The organism is Streptomyces sp. NPDC006516, assembly GCF_040611875.1.
In the GTDB taxonomy this organism is placed as follows: domain Bacteria; phylum Actinomycetota; class Actinomycetes; order Streptomycetales; family Streptomycetaceae; genus Streptomyces.
Map to the genome: position 1 here is coordinate 67147 of NZ_JBEXPD010000011.1, position 22731 is coordinate 89877.

The 22731-nt window shown below is 74.1% G+C and carries 6 protein-coding genes (1 of these 6 only partly in view); 4 read left to right on the forward strand and 2 right to left on the reverse strand.

Going from position 1 to position 22731, the window contains the following annotated elements; all coding sequences use genetic code 11:
* From ABZY45_RS25895 to ABZY45_RS25905, 3 genes are all read left to right on the forward strand, one after another.
* Positions 1–18691, forward strand: partial view of a lonely Cys domain-containing protein gene (locus tag ABZY45_RS25895; protein ID WP_356743465.1) — the 3' portion only. 12476 nt of this gene lie to the left of the window's left edge; only the last 18691 of its 31167 coding nucleotides appear in the window; its start codon lies off the left edge, out of view; the stop codon is at positions 18689–18691.
* A gap of 290 nt (positions 18692–18981) precedes the next feature.
* The gene (locus ABZY45_RS25900; RefSeq protein WP_356743467.1) at positions 18982–19644 is read left to right on the forward strand and encodes a type VII secretion system-associated protein; all 663 of its coding nucleotides are present in this window, start codon (positions 18982–18984) and stop codon (positions 19642–19644) included.
* The gene (locus ABZY45_RS25905) at positions 19637–20263 is read left to right on the forward strand and encodes a type VII secretion system-associated protein (protein ID WP_356743469.1); all 627 of its coding nucleotides are present in this window, start codon (positions 19637–19639) and stop codon (positions 20261–20263) included. Before ABZY45_RS25900 ends, ABZY45_RS25905 begins: the two co-directional genes overlap by 8 nt.
* 108 nt (positions 20264–20371) lie before the next feature.
* Here ABZY45_RS25905 and ABZY45_RS25910 read toward each other — a convergent pair whose 3' ends face one another.
* Positions 20372–21115 carry a LamG-like jellyroll fold domain-containing protein gene (locus tag ABZY45_RS25910; protein ID WP_356743471.1) on the reverse strand — a complete coding sequence of 248 codons (744 nt, stop codon included), beginning with the start codon at positions 21113–21115 and terminating at the stop codon, positions 20372–20374.
* A gap of 312 nt (positions 21116–21427) precedes the next feature.
* Here ABZY45_RS25910 and ABZY45_RS25915 point away from each other — a divergent pair, with 312 nt between their 5' ends.
* Positions 21428–21928 (forward strand): cupin domain-containing protein, encoded by a 501-nt coding sequence (locus tag ABZY45_RS25915; RefSeq protein WP_356743473.1) that lies wholly within the window; start codon positions 21428–21430, stop codon positions 21926–21928.
* Between the two features lie 210 nt (positions 21929–22138).
* On the opposite strand, the gene ABZY45_RS25920 is transcribed toward ABZY45_RS25915, so the two are convergent.
* Complete coding sequence (locus ABZY45_RS25920; RefSeq protein ID WP_356743475.1) at positions 22139–22693, reverse strand: hypothetical protein; 555 nt, start codon at positions 22691–22693, stop codon at positions 22139–22141.
* Between the last annotated feature and the right edge of the window lie 38 nt (positions 22694–22731).

Below are 22731 nucleotides of genomic sequence, written 5' to 3' on the forward strand. Positions count from 1 at the left end.
GGCCCCTGCCCGGCTGATGCGGCTCAACGGCCTCCCCGGTGCGCGAGCCGAGCGGGATTCCTTGTTCGCGCCCCCACCCATGGTGACCCGCCGCGGCGCACCCGGGCCGAGCACGGAAGCCCTGGAAGGCCATCTGCGCCGCCATCTCGCCCGAGCCCTCTGGGGCCCAGGGGCCGACCGGGCGGTCGCCGAGTGGGCCGCCGCCGCCACCGGCACCACCGTCACGCTGATCGAGGAGAACGGCACCGCCCACACCTATCCCGGTCCCGCAGGCGCGAGCGGCCCGCACCTGCGGCTCCGCCGTCGCGGCGGCGACTTCGTCCCTCTCGTGCCGCGTACTCCGGCGACGGCGGGGGCGGGCACGCGGACGGCCCCGCAGGAGACCCCGCGGCCCCGCGGCACGACCCAGCGAGTGCCGGCACCCAAGGTCCTGCCGACGACCGAGGACGTGTCGACGGCGAAGGACGCGCCGACGCCGACGGTCACGTCCTCCGGCGGCACCGGCACGTCCGCGCCGGAACTCGCGTCGGCACGACGTCCGCAGCAGGACCCGGCATCCGTACCGCTGCCCCCGTCGCCGTCCCGGCCCTCGCCGTCCCCGTCCGCCGGTGATCCGCCCGGCCTTCCGGGCGAGGAAGAGGCGTACGAGCTCGACACGCTGTCCGGCCGGCCGGGCCGTCAGCGCTCCGATGCCGAGGCGCTCGCGCAGTTCAGGTTCACGGACGACAGCGACACCGAGGCGCTCGCCCGGTTCCGGTTCACCGACGACGCCGCGGATTCCGACAGCTCCTCGGACAGTGATTCGGACAGTGAACCGGACGGTGAACCCGTCGGCGAGGACAGCCCCCAGGCCACCCCGTACGAGACGTGGCTCGACCTCCTGTTCGGGCCGGCGACCCGGCAGGGCCACTCGCCGGAGATGCTCGTCGGCACCGCGGCATCGTTGCGAGAACTCGCACGGCGCAACGCGGACGGGCCGTCCACCGCCACCGGCACCCCCGACCAGCTGCGCGACCTGACCAGGCGGGTGCTGGGCCTCGCACCGGCCGCCCCGGTACGCGAGCAGCACCTCCTGCTCCTCGGGTCGCTGGCCCTCAGCGCCTCCCCGGAGGAACTGGCCGACGCGACCGCACTCACCGCCTACCTGACGCGCCACGACGCGGCCCTGGACCGGGCCACCGGGCTGGTCTCGGAGAGCGGCACCGGCCGTAACTGGACCGGCACCGGGGACCAGGTGCCGCCCCTGGACTCGTACGCCGTGGAGAGCGAGGAGGGCCGGGTGAGTACCTGGCCCGCGCTCTGGTCGGACCCGTACGTCGTGCTCGCCCAGGCCGGCGCGGAATCGGTCCAGCTCACCACGCCCCAGGGCATGGTGACGACGGAAGACCTCGGGGAGTTCGCCCGGCTCGTCGCACGGGACCCGTCGCGACCGGCGGGCGCCGACGTCGTCCTGGCCTTCCCCCACCCGGACATCGCGTCCCTGGCACGCCAGGTCGCCGAACTGACCGGCTCCAGGGTCTGGTTCTCGGAGCACGCGCCCCGGCCGTCCACGGACTGGCGTACCGGTGCGGAGCACATCATGCTGGGACCCGTCCCCGCCGGGGGCGGCGCCGTGTGGGACTCCGTCCGGCCGGGCCAGGAGACCGACAGCGACGGGGACGTCGCGGACATCGTCGGCCTGTACGAGAGCGACTCCGACCCCGACGACGGTGTCGGCGCGCGCCGGGCCGAGCCGCTGACCACGAGGCACTACGGCCTCATGAGCAGCCGTGACGACGGCGTGTTCTTCCGCAGGCCCGGTGGGATCCGGGGCACCTGGCACACGCCGCGGGCGCTGGCGGGCACGGAGGATGCCCCCGAACTCGCCATGTCCGTGCAGGAGTACCACGAGACGCTCGTCACGGAGCGCCCCGCCCTGCGGATCTCCTCCGACCGTACGCTCGCGGTCGAGGACGGCGCGTACGGACAGCAGGTCTTCGCGACGCCCGAAGCCGTCGCCCACGCGTCGGCCAGGCTGGCGCGTGCCGGCGCCGCGGTGCGCCTGACACTCGACCCGGACCTCAGCGTCATCCTGCCCACGGACGACGGGGGGAGCAGGCAGCTGTTCCTCGTGACCCCCGACTTCCTGACCCGCTCCGGCACGTCCACGGAGGAGGTCTGCCGGGACTTCGCCGACATGCTGGCCGACAACGCCCGTACGTCGCACCTGGTCTTCCGCGCTCCGGGCGGCGGCCGGACGGTCACGGCACCGGTCAACGCCTCCGACGGGGTCGAGGTCACCGGAACCCATCACCTCGCCGAGGCCCTGAGCGGCGTCGCTGACGGCGACACGCCACCGGACACGGCGGACCCGGGGTGGGCGGCCTCGCTCGTCCGCCGGGACGACCGGCCCACCGGCGGCGACGGCGGCCCCCTGCCCGGACGCGCGTACGGCGGGGCGCTCAGCCTCGCCCAGCCGGTCGACCCGCGCCGGGACGCCCTGTCGGACGCGGCACGCCGGATCGGGGTCAACGAGCACGCGTGGGCCGACATCGGCGAGGGCTACGTCGTGCAGTCCGTCGCGGCGTCCGGTGACCAGGGCCAGCCGAGCCTCGAACACAACTACGCCAAGCCGCAGACGAAGCCCGGCGGCGCGCACTTCGGATACCACTTCGCCACCGTCGTCCTGGCGAGCGAGGACGGCACCCACCAGATCACCCTGGAGAACCACGCACGGGCCTCCGTACGCAACCACCGGCACACCAAGGCGGTCCAGGCGAACCTCCGCAACCACGAGCTGGGGGAACTGAGGGAGATCGCCTCGCAACTGCGCCAGGAGATCGAGCGGCGCCAGGAAGCGGGGACCGACGAGCACCTCGCGGAGCTGCGCGGGCACCTCGATCTGGCGCTGGCCCTCGCCGCCGCCAAACAGGCTCAGGCGGAGCTGCGCGCAGCGCCCGCCGGATCGCCGGAGCGCGCCACGGCGGAGAGGAAGCTGGAAGGCGCCACGCGCGCCGCCGCGCTCCGCATCGGACAGCTCGAACCGGTCATCGCGGGCAAGAACCAGTGGTACATGCGGATGTACGCCCAGCGCCCGGGCGAGTCGGCCCACGACACCAATGCCGAACTCCTCGGTACCGGCCCCTCCGCCGAGGCCAATCCGCTCACCGCCGTCGTGCTCCGTGGCCAGCAGGCGCTGCCGGTGTCCGTCACCTTCGCCAAGGACGCCCGGCAGACCCCCGCAGCCGCCGAGCACCCCCTGCGGCACCTGGCGAAGGGGGTGGCCAGGACAGGGCTGTGGAACGCCACGAACGGGCTGCCGCTGCCGGACGTCAGGGTCAGCGGGCTGCGCGGCGCCCGCATCATCGGCCGGGACCTCACCAAGGCGCGTACCGAGGCGGTCGCCGCGTCCTTCCGGGAGGAACTGGCCGCGGCCCTCGCCGCGTACCAGGAGGGAACTCCGCAACCCCACGTGACCGCCGACCGGTTCACGGTCGAAGCGGTCGCCGTCCGCGGTTCCAGGCTGTCCACCGGCGACGCGGGCACCGCCACCGTGGACGTCACGGTGGACGACCACAGGGGCGGGCCCCGGCAGGTGGCCACCCGCGGCCCGCGCGGCGGCGCCCTGCCGGGAGGCCTGCCCGGGGGTTCGCGCGACGACGGCCTCGACCCGGTGGCCGAGCAGTGGCCGATCGGCCGCCCGGTCACCGTGATGCGGCCCCGTTACGGCGTGGGCCCGGACTTCGTCGTGCCCACGACGGCTGTGCCGGTCCCCGAGGGCGCGTCGGTGCCGTCCGTCGTCGACGCGGCGGCCACCGGCTCGCGGACCGTCGGCGGCCGGGCCGCGAAGGGCAAGGCGGTCGACTCAGCGGGCGGCACACCGGCCACGACGGGCCCGCAGCCCCGCCGGTGGTTCACCTACACGCGAGCCGCCGAGTCCCGTTCGGAGCCGTTCCGTTACGAGGTCGCCGACAGCGGGCACATCAGGCTCCCCGGAGGAGAGGAGATCCCGCCGACCGGCTGGACGCGGTTCGGCCACGACTTCGTCCACGGGACGGCGGGGGTGATCCTGCGGGGCGACAGCGGCTGGATCGGCCGCGTGGACAACATGGACACCCTGGCGGGCGTCATGGCCGATCTGGACCAGGACTCCGCGCCGTACAAGGTCGCGGCGGACTCCACGGCCCTGTACCTGGTGCCCGAAGGCGACGGCGGCACGGCCCTGCGCATCCCGCTGCGGGAGACCGCCGACTCCTCCGGTACGTCTTCCGGCACGTCCTCGGGCTCGGCGGCGGAGGCCGCCCCGTCCCGCGTGCCGGGCCCGCGCCCCGACGACCGGCCGCGGTTCGTCGTCCGGTCGGCCTTCGACGTGCGGCGTTTCGTCCACAACGGGGAGACCGTCACCGACCTGACCGTGCGGCTCGCCGTCCGCCCGGGGGACGGGCAGGCCGACACCGACGCCGTGCTGGCGCGGGTACTGAAGGGCGTGGAGGAGTTCTACAACGGCCCGGGCCACCGGCTGCCCGGCGGGGACCGGCTGCACGTCACCGTCGAACCGGTCGGGACCGACGAGGACCCTCACCTGACGGTCGACCTCGTCGGCCGGGACCAGCCGATGGACCAGCGCGCCTGGTGGCCCGACGCCGATCCGGTGGACTTCGCGCACGAGCTGGCCCACCAGCTGTTTTTGCGGGACGAGACGCGCGACGCGAGCAACCCCGGCCGGCTCCACGCGCCGGGCAGCCTGCTCGGCCCGTTCCGCGAGCCCGCCCCGGACGGCCTCGTGCAGAGCGGCCTGCGCCCCCGCCACCTCCACCTGTGGTCGGCGGTCGTGGGAGACGTCGAGCCCTCCACCGCGCCAGAAGGGGCGAGTTGGGCCGAGGCGCGCGCACACGCGGACGCCGAGCGCCGGGAGCCAGTGTGGATCGACCCGGTGTCGCTCCCCGCCTCCTCCCCCCGGACCGGGCCGGACGGCGCGGTGCCGCCCCCGTTGCCGCCCGGGCGCGCCCTGTCCCCACTCGCGGAGGCGTCCGGCGAGTCGGATTCCGAGCCGGACTCCGATGACGAGGCCGAGCGCCCGCCGTGGGCCGGACCGGGCTGGCTGGACACCCTGTTCAGCCCCCGGCGGGGCGACCTTCCACCCACGCGGCTCCGGGAGACGTCCGAGGCGCTGTACGGCCTCGTCCGGGCGGAGGCCGGTGCCCACCCCACGTCTCAGGCGCTGCGCGACGGGCTGATACGTCTCACCCGGCAGGTCCTGCACATGGAGAGCGGCGCGAGGCCCGGCGCGGCGGACTTCCTGCTGCTCGGCTCGCTGGCACTCGACGCGTCCTCGGACGACATGGAGAGCGCCGAGGGGCTCGCCCTGTACTTCATCGAGCGGCAGATCGAGACCGGTCGCGGCGCCCACGACGAGGCCACACTCCTGCACGACGACGAGGGCGAAGCCGTCGGCCGTGACTTCACCGGACCGGGGCACCCCGCCCCCGAAACGGCCTCCTACGCCGTACGGGCCAGGGGCCGGGTGGTTCCCCGGCCCGCTCCGTGGCGCAACCCCTATCTGGTCGTGGCCGCCGCGGCCGGTCCTGCGGTCGAGATCGCCGTACCAGGACGCACCTTCCGTGTGCAGGACCCGGACGAGCTGGCCATGCTCATCGCGTACGACACCCGCCGGCCCCGAGGCGCGGACATCGTCCTGGTGCTCCCGCCGGAGTACGCCGCGACCGTCGCGTCGCTCGTCGCCGGGACGACGGGCCGCCGCGTCTGGTACCCGGAGGCTCCGGCCGGCGTGGCCACGCATCCGACGGCCGGGACCCGCCACCTCATGCTGGACCTGAGCGAAGGGCGCACCGGTGCCGGCTGGGCCTCGACGGAACCGCCCGCGGACGGCGGCCTGCCCGGCGCGCGGGACCTCAGCGGCGAGAGCGGCACCGACGGCCTCTCCGACGCCGACAGCGACGACGACGTGTCCGAAGACGACGACGTGTCCAGCAGCGACGGTGACGCGGAGTTCGACCGCCTCGCCGACCAGGCCGTCCTGGAACGGCAGATCGACGCGCGCCGGCCCCGGCCGCTGACGACGCGGGACTACGGCGTCATCGACAGGAACGGCAGCGGGATCCTGTCCACCCCGCCGCTCCCTCGCACCGTCGGCGAGGTCCGGGCCGGGGACGGCACAGGGAGCGGTCCGCTCACGCTGGTCCTGCCGCGTCAGGAGCGCGGGAACGTCCTCATGGCCGACCGGCCGCCCCTGCACATCTCCGAGGACCGGACGCTGGCGATGCTCGCGGCCGAGGACGCGGCGGGCGGCCGGAGCCAGCAGGCGTACGCCACCCGGGCGGCGATCGAGCGTTCGTCGGCCCGGCTGGCCGCTGCGGGCGCCGGTGTGCGGCTCAGGGCCGACGAGTCGGTCGCTGTGCTGCTGCCGAAGGAGGACGGTTCGTACGGAGAACCGCTGTTCCGGGTCGAGCCGGAGTTCCTGACTGCATCCGGTGGACCGGAACACGTCTTCACGCGGGACTTCGCCCAGATGGTGGCCGGCGCGGCGTCCGCGCCCCTGTCGCACATCGCGTTCCGGGGCCCCACCGGTGGCATCGTCGCGACCGCACCCGTCAACGGGCTGCACGGCAGGGAAGTCACCGGAACCCACCACCTGGCCGGTGCGCTGACGGAGGTCGCCGAGGGCGCGCTGCCCGCCACCGGCGTCACCCCGCGCTGGGCCGCGCGCCGGACGGGCCGGGACGACCGCTTCACCGGAGGTGTGGTGGGAGCGCCCCTGCCCGGTGAGCGTTACGGCCGTGCCCTGAGCTACGAGCCGCAGGACAACCCGCGCCGCACCAGGCTGGCCTCGGCGGCGCGGCGCATCGGCGTCAACGAGTACGCGTGGGCCGGGGTCGGCGAGGGGTATCTGATCCAGTCGATCAGCACCACGAACGAGAGCGGCGCACAGCTGTTCACGCACAACCACGCCAAGCCCGGCGACCGGGTGGGCCCGCACACCCCTTACCACTTCGCGCAGGTGGTGCTGGACAGTGAGGACGGCACGCACCAGATCACGCTGGAGAACGAGAGCCACTCCCGGAGCGAGATCCCGGCCGGGCTCCTCGACGACGTCATCGACGAGAACCTCGACCGCTACGGCGAGGACGAACTCGACCGGCTGGCCGTCGAGGCCGGGCAGCGCGCCGCCGAGGCGCGGCGAAGCGGTGCCGACGAGGCGGAGACCACGCGCCTGGAGAGCTTCGCCCGGGTGGCCAGGGCCTTGGCCGATGTCCATCAGGCCGAGCAACTGCCGCACTACTTCGACGAGGACCGGCCCGAACACGCGCTGGCCCAGCGCGAGATCGCCGAAGCGCGCGCTCGCGCCAGGGAACTGATCCGGACGGCCGCGCCGGTGATCGACGACAAGGATCTGTGGTTCTTCCAGGCGTACAGCAAGCGGCCGGGAGAGTCCGCGCACGAGGTACACGCGGCGCTGCTGACGGATCGTTCGCCGGCGGTGGCCAACCCGCTGACGACGGTGGTGCTGCACGGTCACACACCGCCCCGGTTCCGGCGGACGATCCGCTTCGAGGAGAGGGAGCACCGGACCCCCACCGACGCGGACGGCACGATCGACGCTCTGGCCCACGCGCTGGCCCGTGCGGGGCTGTGGAACCGTGCCCATGGCCTTCCGATGCCCGCGGTCACCGTGACCGGGCACGGAAACCGCTCGCAGGCCAGCGGCCAGGCGCGGGCCGACGCCGTCGCGAGGTCGCTCGCGGCCCGGCTGACCCAGGTCCTGAGCACCTTCCAGGCGGGCACGGGCGGACCGCGCGTAGGCGTACGGGACTTCGGCCTGACCAAGTCCGCGAAGCGGGTGCGCAGCGCCACCGATCCGGCCCAGGGGCGGGTGGTGACGATCGAGATCGACGATCAGCGCCTGGTCCCACCGGGGCCCTCCGGCCGCACCACCCCCGTGGGCGAACCGGCCACGTTGTCCGGGCAGGCACCGGAGACCACCGGCCGCCCGAGCACGACCGCCGAGCCGGTGACCGGACCGCCGGCCACGGTCTCCGCCCCTGCCCCCGCCGCCGCCGAGCGGAACCAGACCACCGGCGAGCGGCCGACCGTGCGGCCCGAGGCCTCCGGTGCCGCCGAGGCCTCCGCGAGGGCCGCCGAGCGTGCCGGGCCCCGGCCGCCGGGCCGTTCCGCGCGGCCGAGCCCTGAGCGCAGGAACAGCGAGGCCCCTCCGTGGGTCCTGGCCCGGATCCGCTATGCCGAGGAGTCCGTCGCCTTCGACCGGCGCCTGGGCGAGTACCTGGCGGAACACGAGGCCGTCACGGCCGAGTTCCGGAAGATGGCGAGCGCGGCGTGGTCCGCGGCACGCCGGCAGCACCCCCGCGCGCTGGCGACCTTCGGTGACACCAGCAAGTTCAAGGCGGGTGTCGTCGGCACCTCACGGGAGGCGCTCCAGCGGGTGGTGAGGAGCGGCAACCTGCGGGAGCTCGTGGCCTTCCTGTACGAGGGCATCTCCAACGATCTCGTACCGGAGATGCTCGGCGGCGCGGAGCAGCAGCATCCGGAGATCGCCGCGGAACGGCCGAGCCGGAGGCAGCGCGAGGCCTACGCCGAGTACATGCGGCGCGCCACGGAGATCCAGGCCTCGGACCTGACCCCCTCGCAGAAGGCGGCCGCGATCGCGGAGCTGCCGAAGCCTGTCGAGAACCCGGCACGCCCGGACTCCGCCCGCCCGCCGCTCAGCGACGCGGAGCGCCGGTTCGCGGTCGACGACGCGGGGCTCACCTGGATGCCGGCGACCTCGGTGTACGACATTGCCATGGGCGCGGACTTCCAGGGGAGTTCGGAGGACTCGGGCGGCCTCGTGGCGACCGGCACCGCCGGATCCACCTACCGCTTCGTGCTGCACGCCGCCCGGATGCGTGAGCAGTGGGGCCTCGATCTGGACCTCGGCATGATCAGGGCCGGGATGCTGGCCATCTCGCTGACGGTCGGCCACCACACCGTCCACGAGGTGATGCGCGGTGCCCAGCTGGCGCTGGACGACGTTCCCGGCCACGACCCGGCCCTGGACTACACGGACAACTGGGGCAGGTACTGGAACATCTACCCGCTTGACGAGCGGGAGTTGAGGGAGAACGTCGCGCGCGACGGGCTCTTCCCCGACGAGCACGCCCAGGCCCTGCTGGACGAGCTCGGGACAGGGCGCGCCACGGAGACGGGCACGCGTCAGGCCGGCCCCCGTGCCGCCCTCCCGCACCGTGCAGGCCAGGTCCGCCAGGTCCTCACCCGCCCCGTCGCCGCCGAGCCGGACCGCCCCGTGGCGCAGATGCCCGGACCGTCCGCCACCGGCCAGGACACCGCCGTCGCGGATCTGGAGGCGGCGTGGGAGGCGCATGCGCGGGCGCTGACCGCGCTGGGCGGCGCCGCCGCCGAGGCGGCGACTGCGGAACGGGCAGGCGGAGACGGGACGGCGGCGGCGGACGCCTGGACAGCGGTCGACGAGGCGCGCCGGGGTGCGGAGGACGCCGAGGCGCGGCTTTGGGCGCTGGGTGTCGCTCCGGAGGCACTGGGCGCGGCGCGTGAATCCGCCGGGGGCGGCGGCCTGCGCGCCGGTGAGGCGATCCCGGTCGTTCCGGGTGATGCCGGAGAACGCGACTGGATCGCGCGCCAGTTGACCGAGGACGACCTGTTGTCGGAGGCCGGAGTCCAGGAAGGGGACACGGATCCCGAGGAGTCGGGAACCGTGGGCCCGCAGGAGCTTCAGGCCGCGGGCGTCACGCTCTCCGTCCGCTTGCGGACCGAGATGGCGCTGAGCGGCGACGGCCGGTTGCCCGCGAGCGCGTTGTCGCCGCTGGAGCTGGCCCGGGTGCGGGCGGCGGCGCACGGTGCCTGGTCGTTCAGGACGCACACGGTGGCCGCGCTCGCGGCACGGCGGCTGTGGGCGCGGGCCTACGCCGACTTCGAGGGCGCGGCGCCCGAAGGTCCCGGGGCGGCAGCCACCGAGCGTGCCTGGGAGGCCGCCGTCTCCCTGGTGCTGCCGGTGGAGCCGCACCCCGTCCTCGCTGATTTGCGGTACGCAGGGGACGCCTTCCGGGACGCGGTGCGTCAGGTCGCCGCCCACCTGCTGGAGGCGGGGGCCGACGCCGGGGCCGCCCCGGCGTCGGCCACGGAGCTGGCCGACGCCTTGCGCGTCGGTCTCGGCCTGCGGCAGCGCTGGACCACGTCCGCCACGGACAGCGCCCGAGCCGTCGACGCAGACGCGGAGCCGGGGCCTGCGGCGCAGTCGGGCGCCGACGCCGACATGCGCGATCTCGACCCGTCGATGCTGGACGAAGCGGGCCTGGACGGCCTCGGCATGGACACCACCGGCGACCCGGACGACGTCGACATGTCGGCATGGAACGACCTCGACCTCGACCACGGGGTGGGCCTCAGCGGCATCGGCTTCGGCCTTCCCGGCACGGGCCTCACCGACCTGGACGCGACCGGCCTGGACGCGACCGACTTGGACATGACCGGCCTGGACATGACCCGCTCGGTCGTGCCCGCCTCGGACATGACGTCGCTGGACACGGGCGGCGGGCGTCCGGTGTTCGCCGCCCCGGCGGCCACCGCACCGGACCGTCCGCTGGGCCCGCTGCCCCGGCTGAGCCTCGTCGCGTACGCCCAGGGGCAGACACGACCGTCGGCCGAGGCGCAGGAGAGCGTAGACCGGCTGGCGTTCCAGGTCGCCGGGGCCGGACTGCGCAACCTGCGCGCACGAGTGCCGCTGCCGAGGGCCGACATCGCCGGGTACGGCGCCGACGCCCGCGGAGCGGGCACCGCGCAGGAGCGGGAGCAGGCCGCCCGCAGGAGGGGCGATCAGCGCGCGCGGGCCGCGCACGAACTGTTCGTACGCAGGCTGGACCACGCGCTGGGCGTCCTCCAGGAGAACCCGGCGGCGGGACAGAGGAGGCTGAACGCCAGGGACTTCAAGATCACCTCGCGTGGCCGGGCGCGCCTGTCCGGCCAGGCCGTCACGACCGGCCTGCCGGGCACGGCCAACCGCGCGGACCTTGGCCGCCAGGCCACCATCGCCGTCACGTCCCCGGGGCACGCGGCCGCGGTCGAGACCCTGGACACGCTGCGGCGCGACGAACCGGCCCTGCGGGCCGGGCCGTTCGACGCGGCCACGGTCGCCCGGAGCGTTCTCCACCTCGGCCCCTTCGCCCTCGTCGACCCGGAGACGCTCAGGGACCTCTACGGGAAGGTCGAGAGGGCGCTTGCCGCCGGGCGGGCGAACAGCCTGGCCGCCCTCAAGGCGTTCGCCATGGAGGAGGAGGGCGTCCTCGCCGCCGACCGTGCCCGGTACGTGTCCGCGAACGGAACGCGGGTGCCGGGCCTGAACTGGACCGGGTCCGAGGTTGCCGAGCTGAACAGCATGTCCGTGGAGGAGCTCCAGCCCGACGAGGCCGGCGGGTCCACACAGAACGGCATGCTGGACCTCTCCCCGTGGCCGTGGGACGTGACCCCGTACGCAGTCCTGGCCGAGGGGCGCCACGACACGGTGACGGCGCGACTGCCCGACGGAACGACGCGGGACCTCGGCCCCGACGAGTTCGCCGAGCTGGTCGCGAACGACCCGGCGTGGCAAGGGCTGCCGGACGAAACCCCGATCGTGATGGCCGTACCCTTCGCCGGCGACCGCTACCTGGAACTGCCCCGGACACTCGCGCAGCGCACCGGCCGCACCGTGTGGGTCCACAGCGGCCTGGCGCGGCGCCACCCCGATCCGGCCGCCCCGAGCACCGTCGCCGTGATCCGGCAGGACGGGCTCCCGCACGGCTCCTGGGTCCCGGTCCGGCCCGGCCTCGCGCCGGACGCCCAGGACGGTGCCCCGGCCTGGCACCGCGATGTGCTCACGCAGCCCATCATCAGTGCCCTGACCGGCCGGCAGATCGGCCGCAGCCTGCACGAGCCCGGTGAACTCGCCGGGAGCCGCGAGGACAACTTCAGCCGTCTCGACCAGATGACGCTGTACGTCCACTACAACCGCGCCACCGGCACCTACTCCGCCACCCTTCCGCTGGACGATCCCGGACCGAAGGACAAGGCGTACCACCTGGCGGGCCACGGTCTGCCGGGCCGCCTGGTGCTGCCGCTGGCCGGCGGCGGATCGAGGTCGGCCGACCGGCACGAGGCGGGGGAGTGGCTCCGGCGGCGCAAGAGCCTCTCGAGCATGCCCGAGGACCACTGGATCGACATGGTGGTCTGCTACTCCTCGACCCCGCAGGACAGCGCCGCGCAGGACCTCACGCAGGCCGGCGACTCGTTCCCCGTACCGTTCGCAGCCGATCCGCTCGCGGACGACGCCCTCTCCCTCGGCCAGCATCTGGCGAACGTCACCAGGCGCACGGTGCGTCTGTCCTACGCCCTGCAAGGGGTGTTCAACTACCAGGGCGACCCCGTGCGGGTGCTGTTCACCGACGCGCGCGGACGCCGGTGGTGGTGGGAGACCAGCCGTCCGGAGCCCACGGACGCGGAACTCGACCGGCTGGCGGCGCGCGCAGGGTTCCCGGGCGAGCCGTCGCCGCGGAGCCGGACCGAGCTGTTGCGCCTGGTGCGGGCACTGAAGCTGCTCCTCGGGCACGACGTGGAGGACGCCGCCGACTTCGTGGACCTGATCAGCGGAGCCGGCGCGCTCGTCAGCATGTGGCAGGCCGACCCGGACCTCGGGCGGACCGGCCCGATCTCGCCGGACCTGCTGCGCCGGGTGGTCGCCGCGCATCCGGAGGCCGCGTCCGGGGTGGACCGTCAGGTCATCCGGCGGGTGCTGGCGGCGGCGGCACACGCGTGGCAGTCCGGGGCCTCCCTGCCCGTGAGCCGGTTCGTGGATCTGCCGGTGCTGCACTCGGCCGCACGATGGCTCCAGGACACGGCTGCGGTGGACGACGCGGCCGTCGCCGCGCTGAACCTCTCCGGCCACGGCGACGTGGGCCCGGCCGAGCGTGCGCGGATGTTCCGGGCGCGGGTCGAGGCCGAGGAGGCCCGGGCCGCCGTGCACCCGGGCGCGGACGCCCACGCCGCGAGGGTGCTGCACCTCGACCCCGCCGTCGAGGTGGACGACGCGCTGCGCGGCGAGGCGCTCACGCTGCTCACCCGGGGGTTCGCGGCGGGCCGGGACATGAGGGACCCGGACGTCGCCGCCGCGTACGACCTGGAGACGCGGGGAGCCTTCGGCCGGCAGGCCACGCTCACGATGGTGGGCCCCGCCATGGGCAGCGGCCGGGACTGGCAGAACGGAACGGCGCTCCTGTCCGAGCTGGGCACCTTCCGGACGCCGAGCGGGCTCACCGGCGCTCCGTGGGCCGGACAGGACGCGTACGGCAAGGACCGGCCCGTTCCGCACCTGGTCCTGGCGTACGTGGACTTCCAGGACAGTGACCAGCTCCAGGTGGCCTTCGGCGGCGCCTCCTACTCGGTCGGCCCTGCGGAGTTCGCCGAACTGCTGGCAGCAGACCCCGTGTTGAGCCGCAAGGATCTGACGACTCCCCTTCTTCTGGTGCTGACCGGTGTCGGCGGGCCGCCGCCGGGGCTCGCGGACGTGATCGCCCGGAGGCTGGGACGGAGCGTGTGGTGGAGTCCCTTCCCGGCGGACCTCTCCGGGACCGACGACACGGGCACCCAGGTGCCCACGCTCGTCGACTCGCTGGTCACCATGACGAGCCCGACGTCCGCCGACTGGAGGGAAGCACGTCCTGTCGACCCGGCCGGGACCCAGGAAGGACCGCGCCCCGTCGAGCCACCGCTGCCGGCGGCCCCCCTGGGCGGTGCGTCCGGAGCGGACGCCCAGTGGGCCTTCGCCACGTCGTCCGCCCCGGCCTCGGCTACACCGCCGTCACCCGCCCCCTCCTCCTTCTCTTCCGCGCCCCGATCGTGGTCCCCCGGCTCATTGCCACCCGCCGATGCGGCCGGCCCGGCGGCGGACCCGCTGCTGTCGGACGCCACGCTGATGACCGACGACCGAGGCACCCCACGCGGGCGGGACTGGACCGGCTCGGGCATCAGGAACGTCGACACCTCGCGGGTGCAGCTCCACGAGCTGCGGGACGGCGAGTTCCGCACGGTCGCGGACGAGGCGGCACCCTGGGGGGCAGGGGCCTATGTGGTGGCAGCGGACGGCGGCTACGACGAGTCCGTGGTCGCCGAAGGCCGGGAGCTGGATCCGGAGACGGTGGCCGACCTGCTCGCGGCAGATCCCGTGCTGACGCTGCTCCCGCGCGACGTCCCTGTGGTCCTGGTCAGCCCGTACGCGGGCGCCCAGTACGGCCGTTCGGCACGGGCGGTGGCGGAGCGACTGGGCCGTAGGGTCTGGGCGCCGAGCGGCGACGGGCGTCTCACAGGGACCACTCTCACCGCCACAGAGAGCGACCCGGCCTCGGCGCAAGCCCCGGCCGACGTCACCGCCGCCCGATCCCTCCCGCACGTGCCGTCGCTCCTCGACACCGATCCCGGCGACGCGTACGGCGACTGGGTGCCGTTCGATCCGCCGGCGGACGGGGCCCGGCGGCCCGGGGAGTCCGCGGACCGGGAATGGGTCACGGTCGACGGCATCCGTTTCCGCGACAGCGACGTGGACACCCGACCGCTGGTCGGGAGCGACCACCGCTTCGAGGGCCGCGAGTCGATGCCCGACGACGGCCGGAGGCGGCTGAGGGAACGACGGCTGAGGCTGTACCGGGACATGCGGGAGCGTGCGCACGTGCTCCGCCTCGGCGACACCTTCCACACCGTCGGCACCGAGGAGACCACCCCCGATCCGGAGGCCTCGGTCTACACGTTCCACGCCCACGGCGTACCCGGCGGGCTGAAGCTCGCCGACAGGCGCGGCCGGGTCCTGCTGCTCGGTGCCGAGGACGGGGGCCGGTACATCGGCGGACTGCCCGAGGTGGTCGCACGGGCAGCCGGGGACGAACTCCACGTCGCCAGTTGCTACGGAGGTGTGGCCGGCGACCCGCTGCGCGAGCAGTCCCTCGTCCGGCCCGCACCGCTCGTCGAGGATCCGCTGGAGGAGGTCGCGCTCGCGCAGCACACCGCCAACCACAGCGGCCGGATCACCACCGCGGCCACCGGCCGAACCGGCTACAACGACACCGTGCGACTGCTCGCCGCGACGCCCGACGGCACCCTGGCCCGCATCGAGACCTTCGTACCCGAACCGGTGGCCGCCACGGCCGAAGTCACCGAAGCGGCCGGTCTGCGCCCCCTCCCGTATCCCACGGGCCTCCCCGCCTGGGACGACGAGGGGCCGCGCGCCTTGCGGCTGGTACGGGCGCTGCGTCAGGTCTTCGGCAACGAGGTGGAAGCCGACCGCGGCGTGCCCGGCGGCCGTCACGAGCGACTCCTGCGCGGGATCGGCGCCCTGGAGACGCTGCGGGCGAACGACCCGGCGCTGAGCGCGCTCACCCCGCTGCGCATGGAGCTCTGGCAACTCCTCGCCACGCAGTACGGTGAATCCGCTGAGCGACCCGGCGAGGGCGAGGGGCAGCGGGCGGGCGAGCGCGAGTCAGCGCGGCCGGAGGGTGACGAAAGGCAGCGGCCTGACGACCACGAGGCCCCCGGACCGGCCCACTACGAGGCCGTACTCGACCAGGCCCTCGCCGCCCCCCGGGACGCCGCGCTCACCGCCGTATGGGACGTGCCCGCGCTGCGGACCGCCCTGGACCGGATCACCGGGGGCGGCGACGCGGAGGTGCTCGCCGTGCTGCGGACGACGGCGGGTCCGCCCGCACCGCGCGGGTACGCCCGCGCGCTGTGGGCGATGACCAGGGCCTCCACGCTGCTGGACGCCATGCCCCCGGCGGCGCGGGAGCACATGGGACGCGCGGCGCTGCACCTGCCCGCCGGCGCCCCGTGGGACGCCTCGGCCGAGGCCCGGCTGCGGGAGCTCGCCGAACAGGCCGTCGCCGCAGGACGGGATGGGGGCCACCCGGGCGAGCTGGCCGTCTTCCACCTGGAGACGCTGGGGGCGTTCGGCGAAGAGGGCCGGATCCGCACCCCCGGCGGAATTCTCCAGGGCCGGAACTGGGGCCCCACGCCGACGCCCGGCGGACTGGACTCCTCACGTCTGTACGTGGCCGGAGCGGGCCCCGACGGAAGCGCGTCCGCAGCGGAGTTCGCCCCCTGGACCCAGGAGGGCGCCGCGGTCCCCTATCTCGTCTACGCGGAGACGAACGCCGACGGCGCCGTGGTCCTGCGGTTGCCGGGCGGCACCGTGCAGGTCCCCGTGAGCGAGTTCTTCGCACTCCTGGAGTCCGACCCCGACCACTCGCTGATGAGCCCTCGACGGCCCCTGGTCCTGCTGGTGTCCGGGATGGGCGCGGGACCGTCGAGTGCGCAGCAGCGGCACTCGCTCAGGAACGACCGGACCGTGTGGAGCTACGACGGCCCGGTCACCGTGTCCGGGGGAGGTGCCACGCGACCGGGCCGTGTGACCACCCTTGCCCGTCCGGGGGGCGGGGGATGGCGCAGGACGGGACCGCGTCCTGCCGTACCAGGGCCTCCGGTGCGCACGGCGGACACCGCCGAGTGGAACGCGGGCACCGGAGGCCCGACTCAGCCGCTCGCGGAGCGGCCGTACTCGGCGGACGGACGGTTCGACCAGCGGTTCGCCGAGACGGTCGAGGCCTTCCCCGTCGCCGCGTCCTCCGATCGGCACACGGTGTGGGGCTACGGTCAGGACGACCCGGACCTGCACGTGTTCGTGGCCGAGATGCCGCAGCTCGGCCTGCGGGGTGAGTACAACCCGGACGGCCCGTCCGCGGGGAACGTCACCGACATGGCCGGGCGACTGCACCCCGACGGCCCGGCCTGGGACTGGTACCTGCCCGGCCGCGGACTCGTCGCTTCCTCCCGTCTGCTGACGGCGCCGCAGGTCCATGGCACGCCGGACGCCTCGCCCGTACCGGTCGGCTGGCCCGCCACTGGACCGGTGAGCCCGACCCCGCCCGTCGCCCCGGCCACCGTCGCCGCGGATCCGGCGGCGCTGGCGGGCAGCACGCTTCCCGAGGCGCTGTGGCGGGACCACGACGGCCCGCTCCACCGCTTCAGTCCCGACGGGCCCGAGCAGGTGTTCCGCGACGGACTCAAGCCGTACGGCCCCGACATGGTGCACCTCGTCGACCATGTCTACGGCGGCAGTGCGCTCGTCCCCCACACCGTCTTCGCGAGCACGACAGCGAACCGTCACTACGTCCGTGACAGCGCCCGCGCGAACCCGATGAGCGCCCCCGCCCTCCACCACCGCTACCGCTGGCGCTACGACCTGGAGGTCCCCGGCGGCATCGACGTGAACGCCACCCTGGGCCTGGCATCGCCCTTCCCCGACCAGCAAGAGGTGCTCTTCCCCGGAGGCGTCCACCGCCGGTACATCCGGGGCGCGCAGCCGATGGCGTACGGCATGCCGCTCGGTCCGTACGTCGCCAACCCGCACTTCGCACCGTCCCCCGTCGTCGGCAGCGGCAGCGGTCAGGCGCCCGTCGCGGACGCGGACTTCGCCGGCCCGGCGGAGCGCGCCGCCGACGTGCTCGAATCCTTCCCGGCACTGTCCCTGGACCCGGATACCGACTCGGAGCCGGAGCCGGAGCCGGCCGACGAGCCGGAAGCTGCCCCAGGGCCACTCGCCGCGCCGGACTGGGTCCTGGCACGTGTCCGGTACGCACAAGAGGCGCTGTACTTCGAGCAGCGGCTGGCCGCGTACCTGGGCGACCATGAGCAGATCAACGCGGAGTTCGGCAAGGTCGCGCGGGCGCTCTGGCTGATCGCCCTGCACAACCGCACGGACTACCGGCTGTTCGGCAGCGACAGCGGGGAGGACGGCGGCGCCGTCGGCACCTCGTACGAGAGCCTCGCCCGGGTCGTGGAGTCCGGCAACCTGCGCGAGCGGGTGACGTTCCTGTTCAACGGAGTGGCCAGGGACCTCGTCCCCTACCTCATGGGCGGCGTCGAGCCTCAGCACCCGGTGATCGCGCTGGAGCGCCGTGACCGGCACACGAGCGAGCAGCTCGAACGCTTCGAGCAGCAGCAGGCCGAACTCCTCGCGGCCGAGCTGGACCCCGAGGACGAGGCGCAGAGGATGGAGGACCTGGAGGCGATGCTGCGGACACCGCTGCTGCCCCATGAGGTCCGGCCGGCGCTCAGCCCTGCAGAACGGCGCCTCGCGGTACGGGAGGGCACCCTGCTCTGGTCACCCGCGGGCCTGCTGCACACGCTGCCGATGTCCGCCGACTTCCAGGCACGCTCCGAGGACTCCGCCGGTCTGGTGCTGACCGGCACCTCCGGCAGCGCATACCGGATCCTCACGCATGTGGCCCGGCTGCGCCGGCTCGCCGGAGTGCCCGTGGACCTCGGTCTGATCAGAGCCGGACTGCTGAGCGTGCTGGTGGGTGTAGGCCACCACAGCTTCCACGAAGTGATGACCGGCGCCCAGCACGCCTTGGACGAGATCGACCGCTCGTCGGCCTCCGTGTACGTGAACAACTGGGGCCGGTACTGGGACGTGTACCCGCTGACCGAGGACGAGCTGCGCACCTTCGTCGCCCGCGACGGGCTGTTCCCGGACGAGCACGCACGGGCGTTGCGGGCCGAGCCGGACGCCGGAACGGCCGAATGGAGCCGTCCGGCCCCCGGTACCGGAGGAGGGGCGGGGAACGGTGGCGATGCGCACGGGTGATGAGATGTCCACGCTCCCTCCTCCGCGAGCCGGGCATCCGCGCGGCGTGACTGTCAGGAGTGCACCCCATGCCGACCGATAGCGGCCCGCCGGAGGGCACCCACGGGCCGACACCCGCTAGGGCCGCGGCGTCCGGCGTCGGAGGACCGACCGTCCCCGGTCCGGGCGTCTCCGGAGGAGCAGCCCCGGAAACAGCCGGGCCCGGGCACGCGCATCGGCCTGTACCCGCGGGGTCGCTCGTGTCCGCGGGTCCGGCCGTCAGAGTCCCGCGCGGCGAGCCGGACTTCCCGGTGCCACCCGAAGACATCGTGGCGGCGGCCCGCACCGCCCCCGACCACTGGCTGTCGTTGACCGACCGGCACTGGCTCGGCGGGACCGACGGCGAGCCCGCGCCCCCCTGGGCCGTGCTCGGCCGGTGGCGCAGTGATGCGGACGGCGAGATCGTCGAGTGGGAGACCAACGAGGACTACCGCCCCTCGCCCGCGGCGCTCGGCTGGGCGCGGCCCGTCAGTGACGCCGACGCCGCCCTGCACCTGGCCGCCACGGGATACGGGCCGGACGCGGATGTCGCCGAGGCGCTCGCCGAGGCCGGGGAGGTCGCCGTGTGCGTGGACGAGGACGGGGAGCCGACGTGGACGCGGGCGCCGGGCGGCGCACACGCGGTACCCGTCTTCCCGGTGGCAGGCCGCGCGCACCCGGACCGCCTGCCCGCGCATGTGGTGATGGCGCTCCCCGTCCTCCTCGACCGGCTGCCGCCCGGCCGGGACGTGATGCTCCTCAGTCCGTCCGCCCCGGCCGCCGTGCTCGTCCCGGCCGACGAACTGCGGGCGGAGGGCGACATGAGGGCACCGCAGGAGACCGCGGTGGGAGGAACCCCTATGCGGCCCCAGGCCCGGGACGGACGTCACGACAGCGACTCAGGTATCCCCAGTGAGCGAGGACAAGATGAGTGATTCGGGTGCCGTGACTGCCGCCGTTCCCGTGGACCCGGTGCCTCCCGAGGAGTTCGTGCGGGCGGCCGAACTGGCGCCGGACCACTGGCTCTACCTGCCCGATCCCGCATGGCGGGGAGAGGGCCCGCCCCCGGCCTGGGCGGTGGCCGGTCAGTGGCGTTCCGACTCCCGCGGCGTGATCGTCGAGTGGGAGGACAACGAGGAGTACCGGCCCTCGCCCGAGGCCATGGGCTGGCCCGAGCCGGCCGACGCCGTGGACCGCGCCGTCCAGCTCGCCACCACGGGCTACGGCCCGGCGGAGGACGTCGTCGCCGCCCTGGCCGTGGCGGAGGTCGCCGTACTGGTCACGGCGGACGGCGAGCCGGTCAGCGCGGCGGCGCCAGACGGCACAGCGGTGGTCCCCGTGTTCACCTCCCCGCGCTACCTCCAGGCCGCCGGGCGGCTGGGCTCCGAACAGGTGCCGTTCGCGGATCTGCTCGGCCGTATCCCTGCGGGCCACAGCCTGTGCCTGAACAGTTCGGGCCCGGTCAGCATGGTGCTGGCCACCGATGGGCTCGCCGAGGCTGTGCGGGCAGCGGCGGAGGCACCGGAGGCGCCTTCGCCGGCAGCTTCCGAGTAGTGGAGGAGCCGGTGCGTGGACGGCCCCCGACCGGTGGGGCGGAAGGAGGAACGTGCCTTCCCCGGTTCGTCGGTTCCCGCAGGGCCGGCCACGGATACTTCCTGACCGTCAGCCTGCGGTCATGGCGGCGTGATGGGCGGCGAGGCGCTCCGCGGACAGTTCCCGGGGGTAGACGGCGACCTTGCCGATGCCGCCGAGGAAGTAGGAGCGCAGCGCCGCGCTGCCGATGCGTAGTGGCGACGTCGTGTTGCCCGGGACGATGTTGTAGTCGGCCAGCGCGTCGCGGTCCCGCAGCCGTCCGTCCCGGTACAGCTTGGTGTGGCCCGGAGGCTCGGCCGGGCCGTCCGGTGCGGTCGTGATGACCAGGGCGTAGTGGATCCATTCACCGGGCCTCAAGGGATCCTGGAAGTACGAGCCCGCGCCCAGCCCGCCCGGCGGGTTGAAGGCGTAACCGGAGACACGGTTGGCGCGGCCCTCGGTGTTGTCCGCGGAGTAGATACGCGCGGCCCATTCACACTGGTTGACGGTGGCGTAGGTGAGCTTGCCGAGCCAGTGGACGTAACCGGAGCCCTCCGGACGCGGGAAGACGAGTACGTCCGGGCGTAACCACGCCTCGATGGTCAGCGCCCCCGTGGTGGAGACGGACAGTACGTCGCTGTCCGGTACCTCGACGTACTGGCCGGAGGTGCCGTCGAACAAGGTGGCCGTGTCGCCGTTGGGCAGGTGAGTGTGCCCGGGGGAGCCGTGGTACGTCGCGATCGGTCCCCCCGGGGAGACCTCGGTCCCGGCTCCGCCGAGTCCGAGGAACAGCACTGGTTCGTCCGACAGGACCGTCTGGTCGTAGCTGCTCAAGAGCACCCTCTCTGCGGCAGACAGTGCGGTGGTGCCACGCGCCGCGCCGGCCGTTCCCTGTCCCGTAGGTGATGCCGGCGGTCGGCGGCGTGCGCCGTCCAACCGTCCCACCGTAGAAGGTGACAGTGGCGGCCGTAACGGTGTCCGGGTAGGCACCGCGGGGTGTGCGGAGTGCGCCGGAGCGTGAGTCCGAGCGCGCGCGCTGGGGGGCCGCGAGGCGCTCCACCGTCTCCGCACACGCTGAATCGGCCCAGTGGACCAGAGCCTCAATGGCCCAGGAGAGTGGGCCTGTTGGGCCCTAGGGTTGATCTCATGACGGACCACACGAACACCTTCGCCCCTGTTCTCACCCGCCACGCCGAAGCCGAGACCTGCGCGGACCCGAGCAGTGTGATGCGCCTGCTCGGTGAGGGCGGCAACACGGAGAGCGGCTTCACGAGCTACCGTTCCACCTTCGCCGAAGGGGCGGTGGGTGCCCCGGCGCACTTCCACACCAAGGCGACGGAACTCTTCTTCGTGCTCGACGGCGCCCTGAGCGTCCTCGTGGGAGAAGAAGTGACGGTCCTCCGGGAGGGCGACTTCCTCGCGGTGCCGCCCCACACCCCGCACGCGTTCGCCGCTGCCCCCGGCTCCACCGCGGAGGTCCTGTTCGTGTTCGACCGAGCCATGGACCGGTTCGCCTACCTGCGGCTGCTCGGCAGGGTCATGCGCGGCGAGGCGGACCCCAAGGAGATCGCCGAGTCCGCCCGGCGCTTCGACAACCACTACGTCGACAGCCCCGCCTGGCGTGCCGCACTCGACGCCTCGTCCTGACCCGGGAGAGGGAGGAGTGCGGCGCCGCCGGCCGTTCACGGAGGCCGACGGCCCGCGCGGTCAGCCGGCCTTGCGCGAGGCCGCAGCCGCGCGGTCAGCCGGCCTTGCGCGAGGGTCGGCCCGCTCCCTACCGGTCCTTGGCCAGGGTGACGAGTTCCGCGAACAGGCCGCCCGCTTCGATCAGTTCCTCGTAGGCCCCGTGCTCGATGTTTATCCCTGGAAGAGCGTCAGGAACCAGAACACCGGCAGCGCGAGGATGCCGAGTGCGATGACTCCCATCAAGGAGAACAACCAGACGAAGACGTAAGCATCACCGTCACGAAGCTTCCCTCGCCGGGCCGAGGTGAGCAGCCAGTGGCCCGGCAGGCCGAGGGTGACGGCCGTCCACCCGGCGAAGGTGAGGTACTCGGACGCGCCCAGCGGCGAGGGTGCGAAGACCGCGTCCCCGACGAGCCGTACATCGCGCCGGGTGCCCGGGCGGAGTTCGCCGGAGGCGGAGCGGAGCACCAGCGGCCGGGCCGCCGGAGCCCCGGTGGCCGAGGACGCGGAGGACGGTGTGTAACTGCCCCGGCAGCTGATGTCGGTGTCGTCGATCCCTTCGTAGCAGCCGGAGATCACGAAGGTGCCCGTCGGCCCAGGGATGCCGGTCAGCGCGGCGAGCCGCATGCCGAACAGCAGCCAGACCGCGGTCAGGCCCGCAGCGAGCCACAGGACGGCGAGCCCGCCGAGCACCCGCCACCACCACGTCCGGCCTGTCCGTCCCATGCGACGCCCCCGCCCTCTCGGCCATCCGTCAGAGGGCG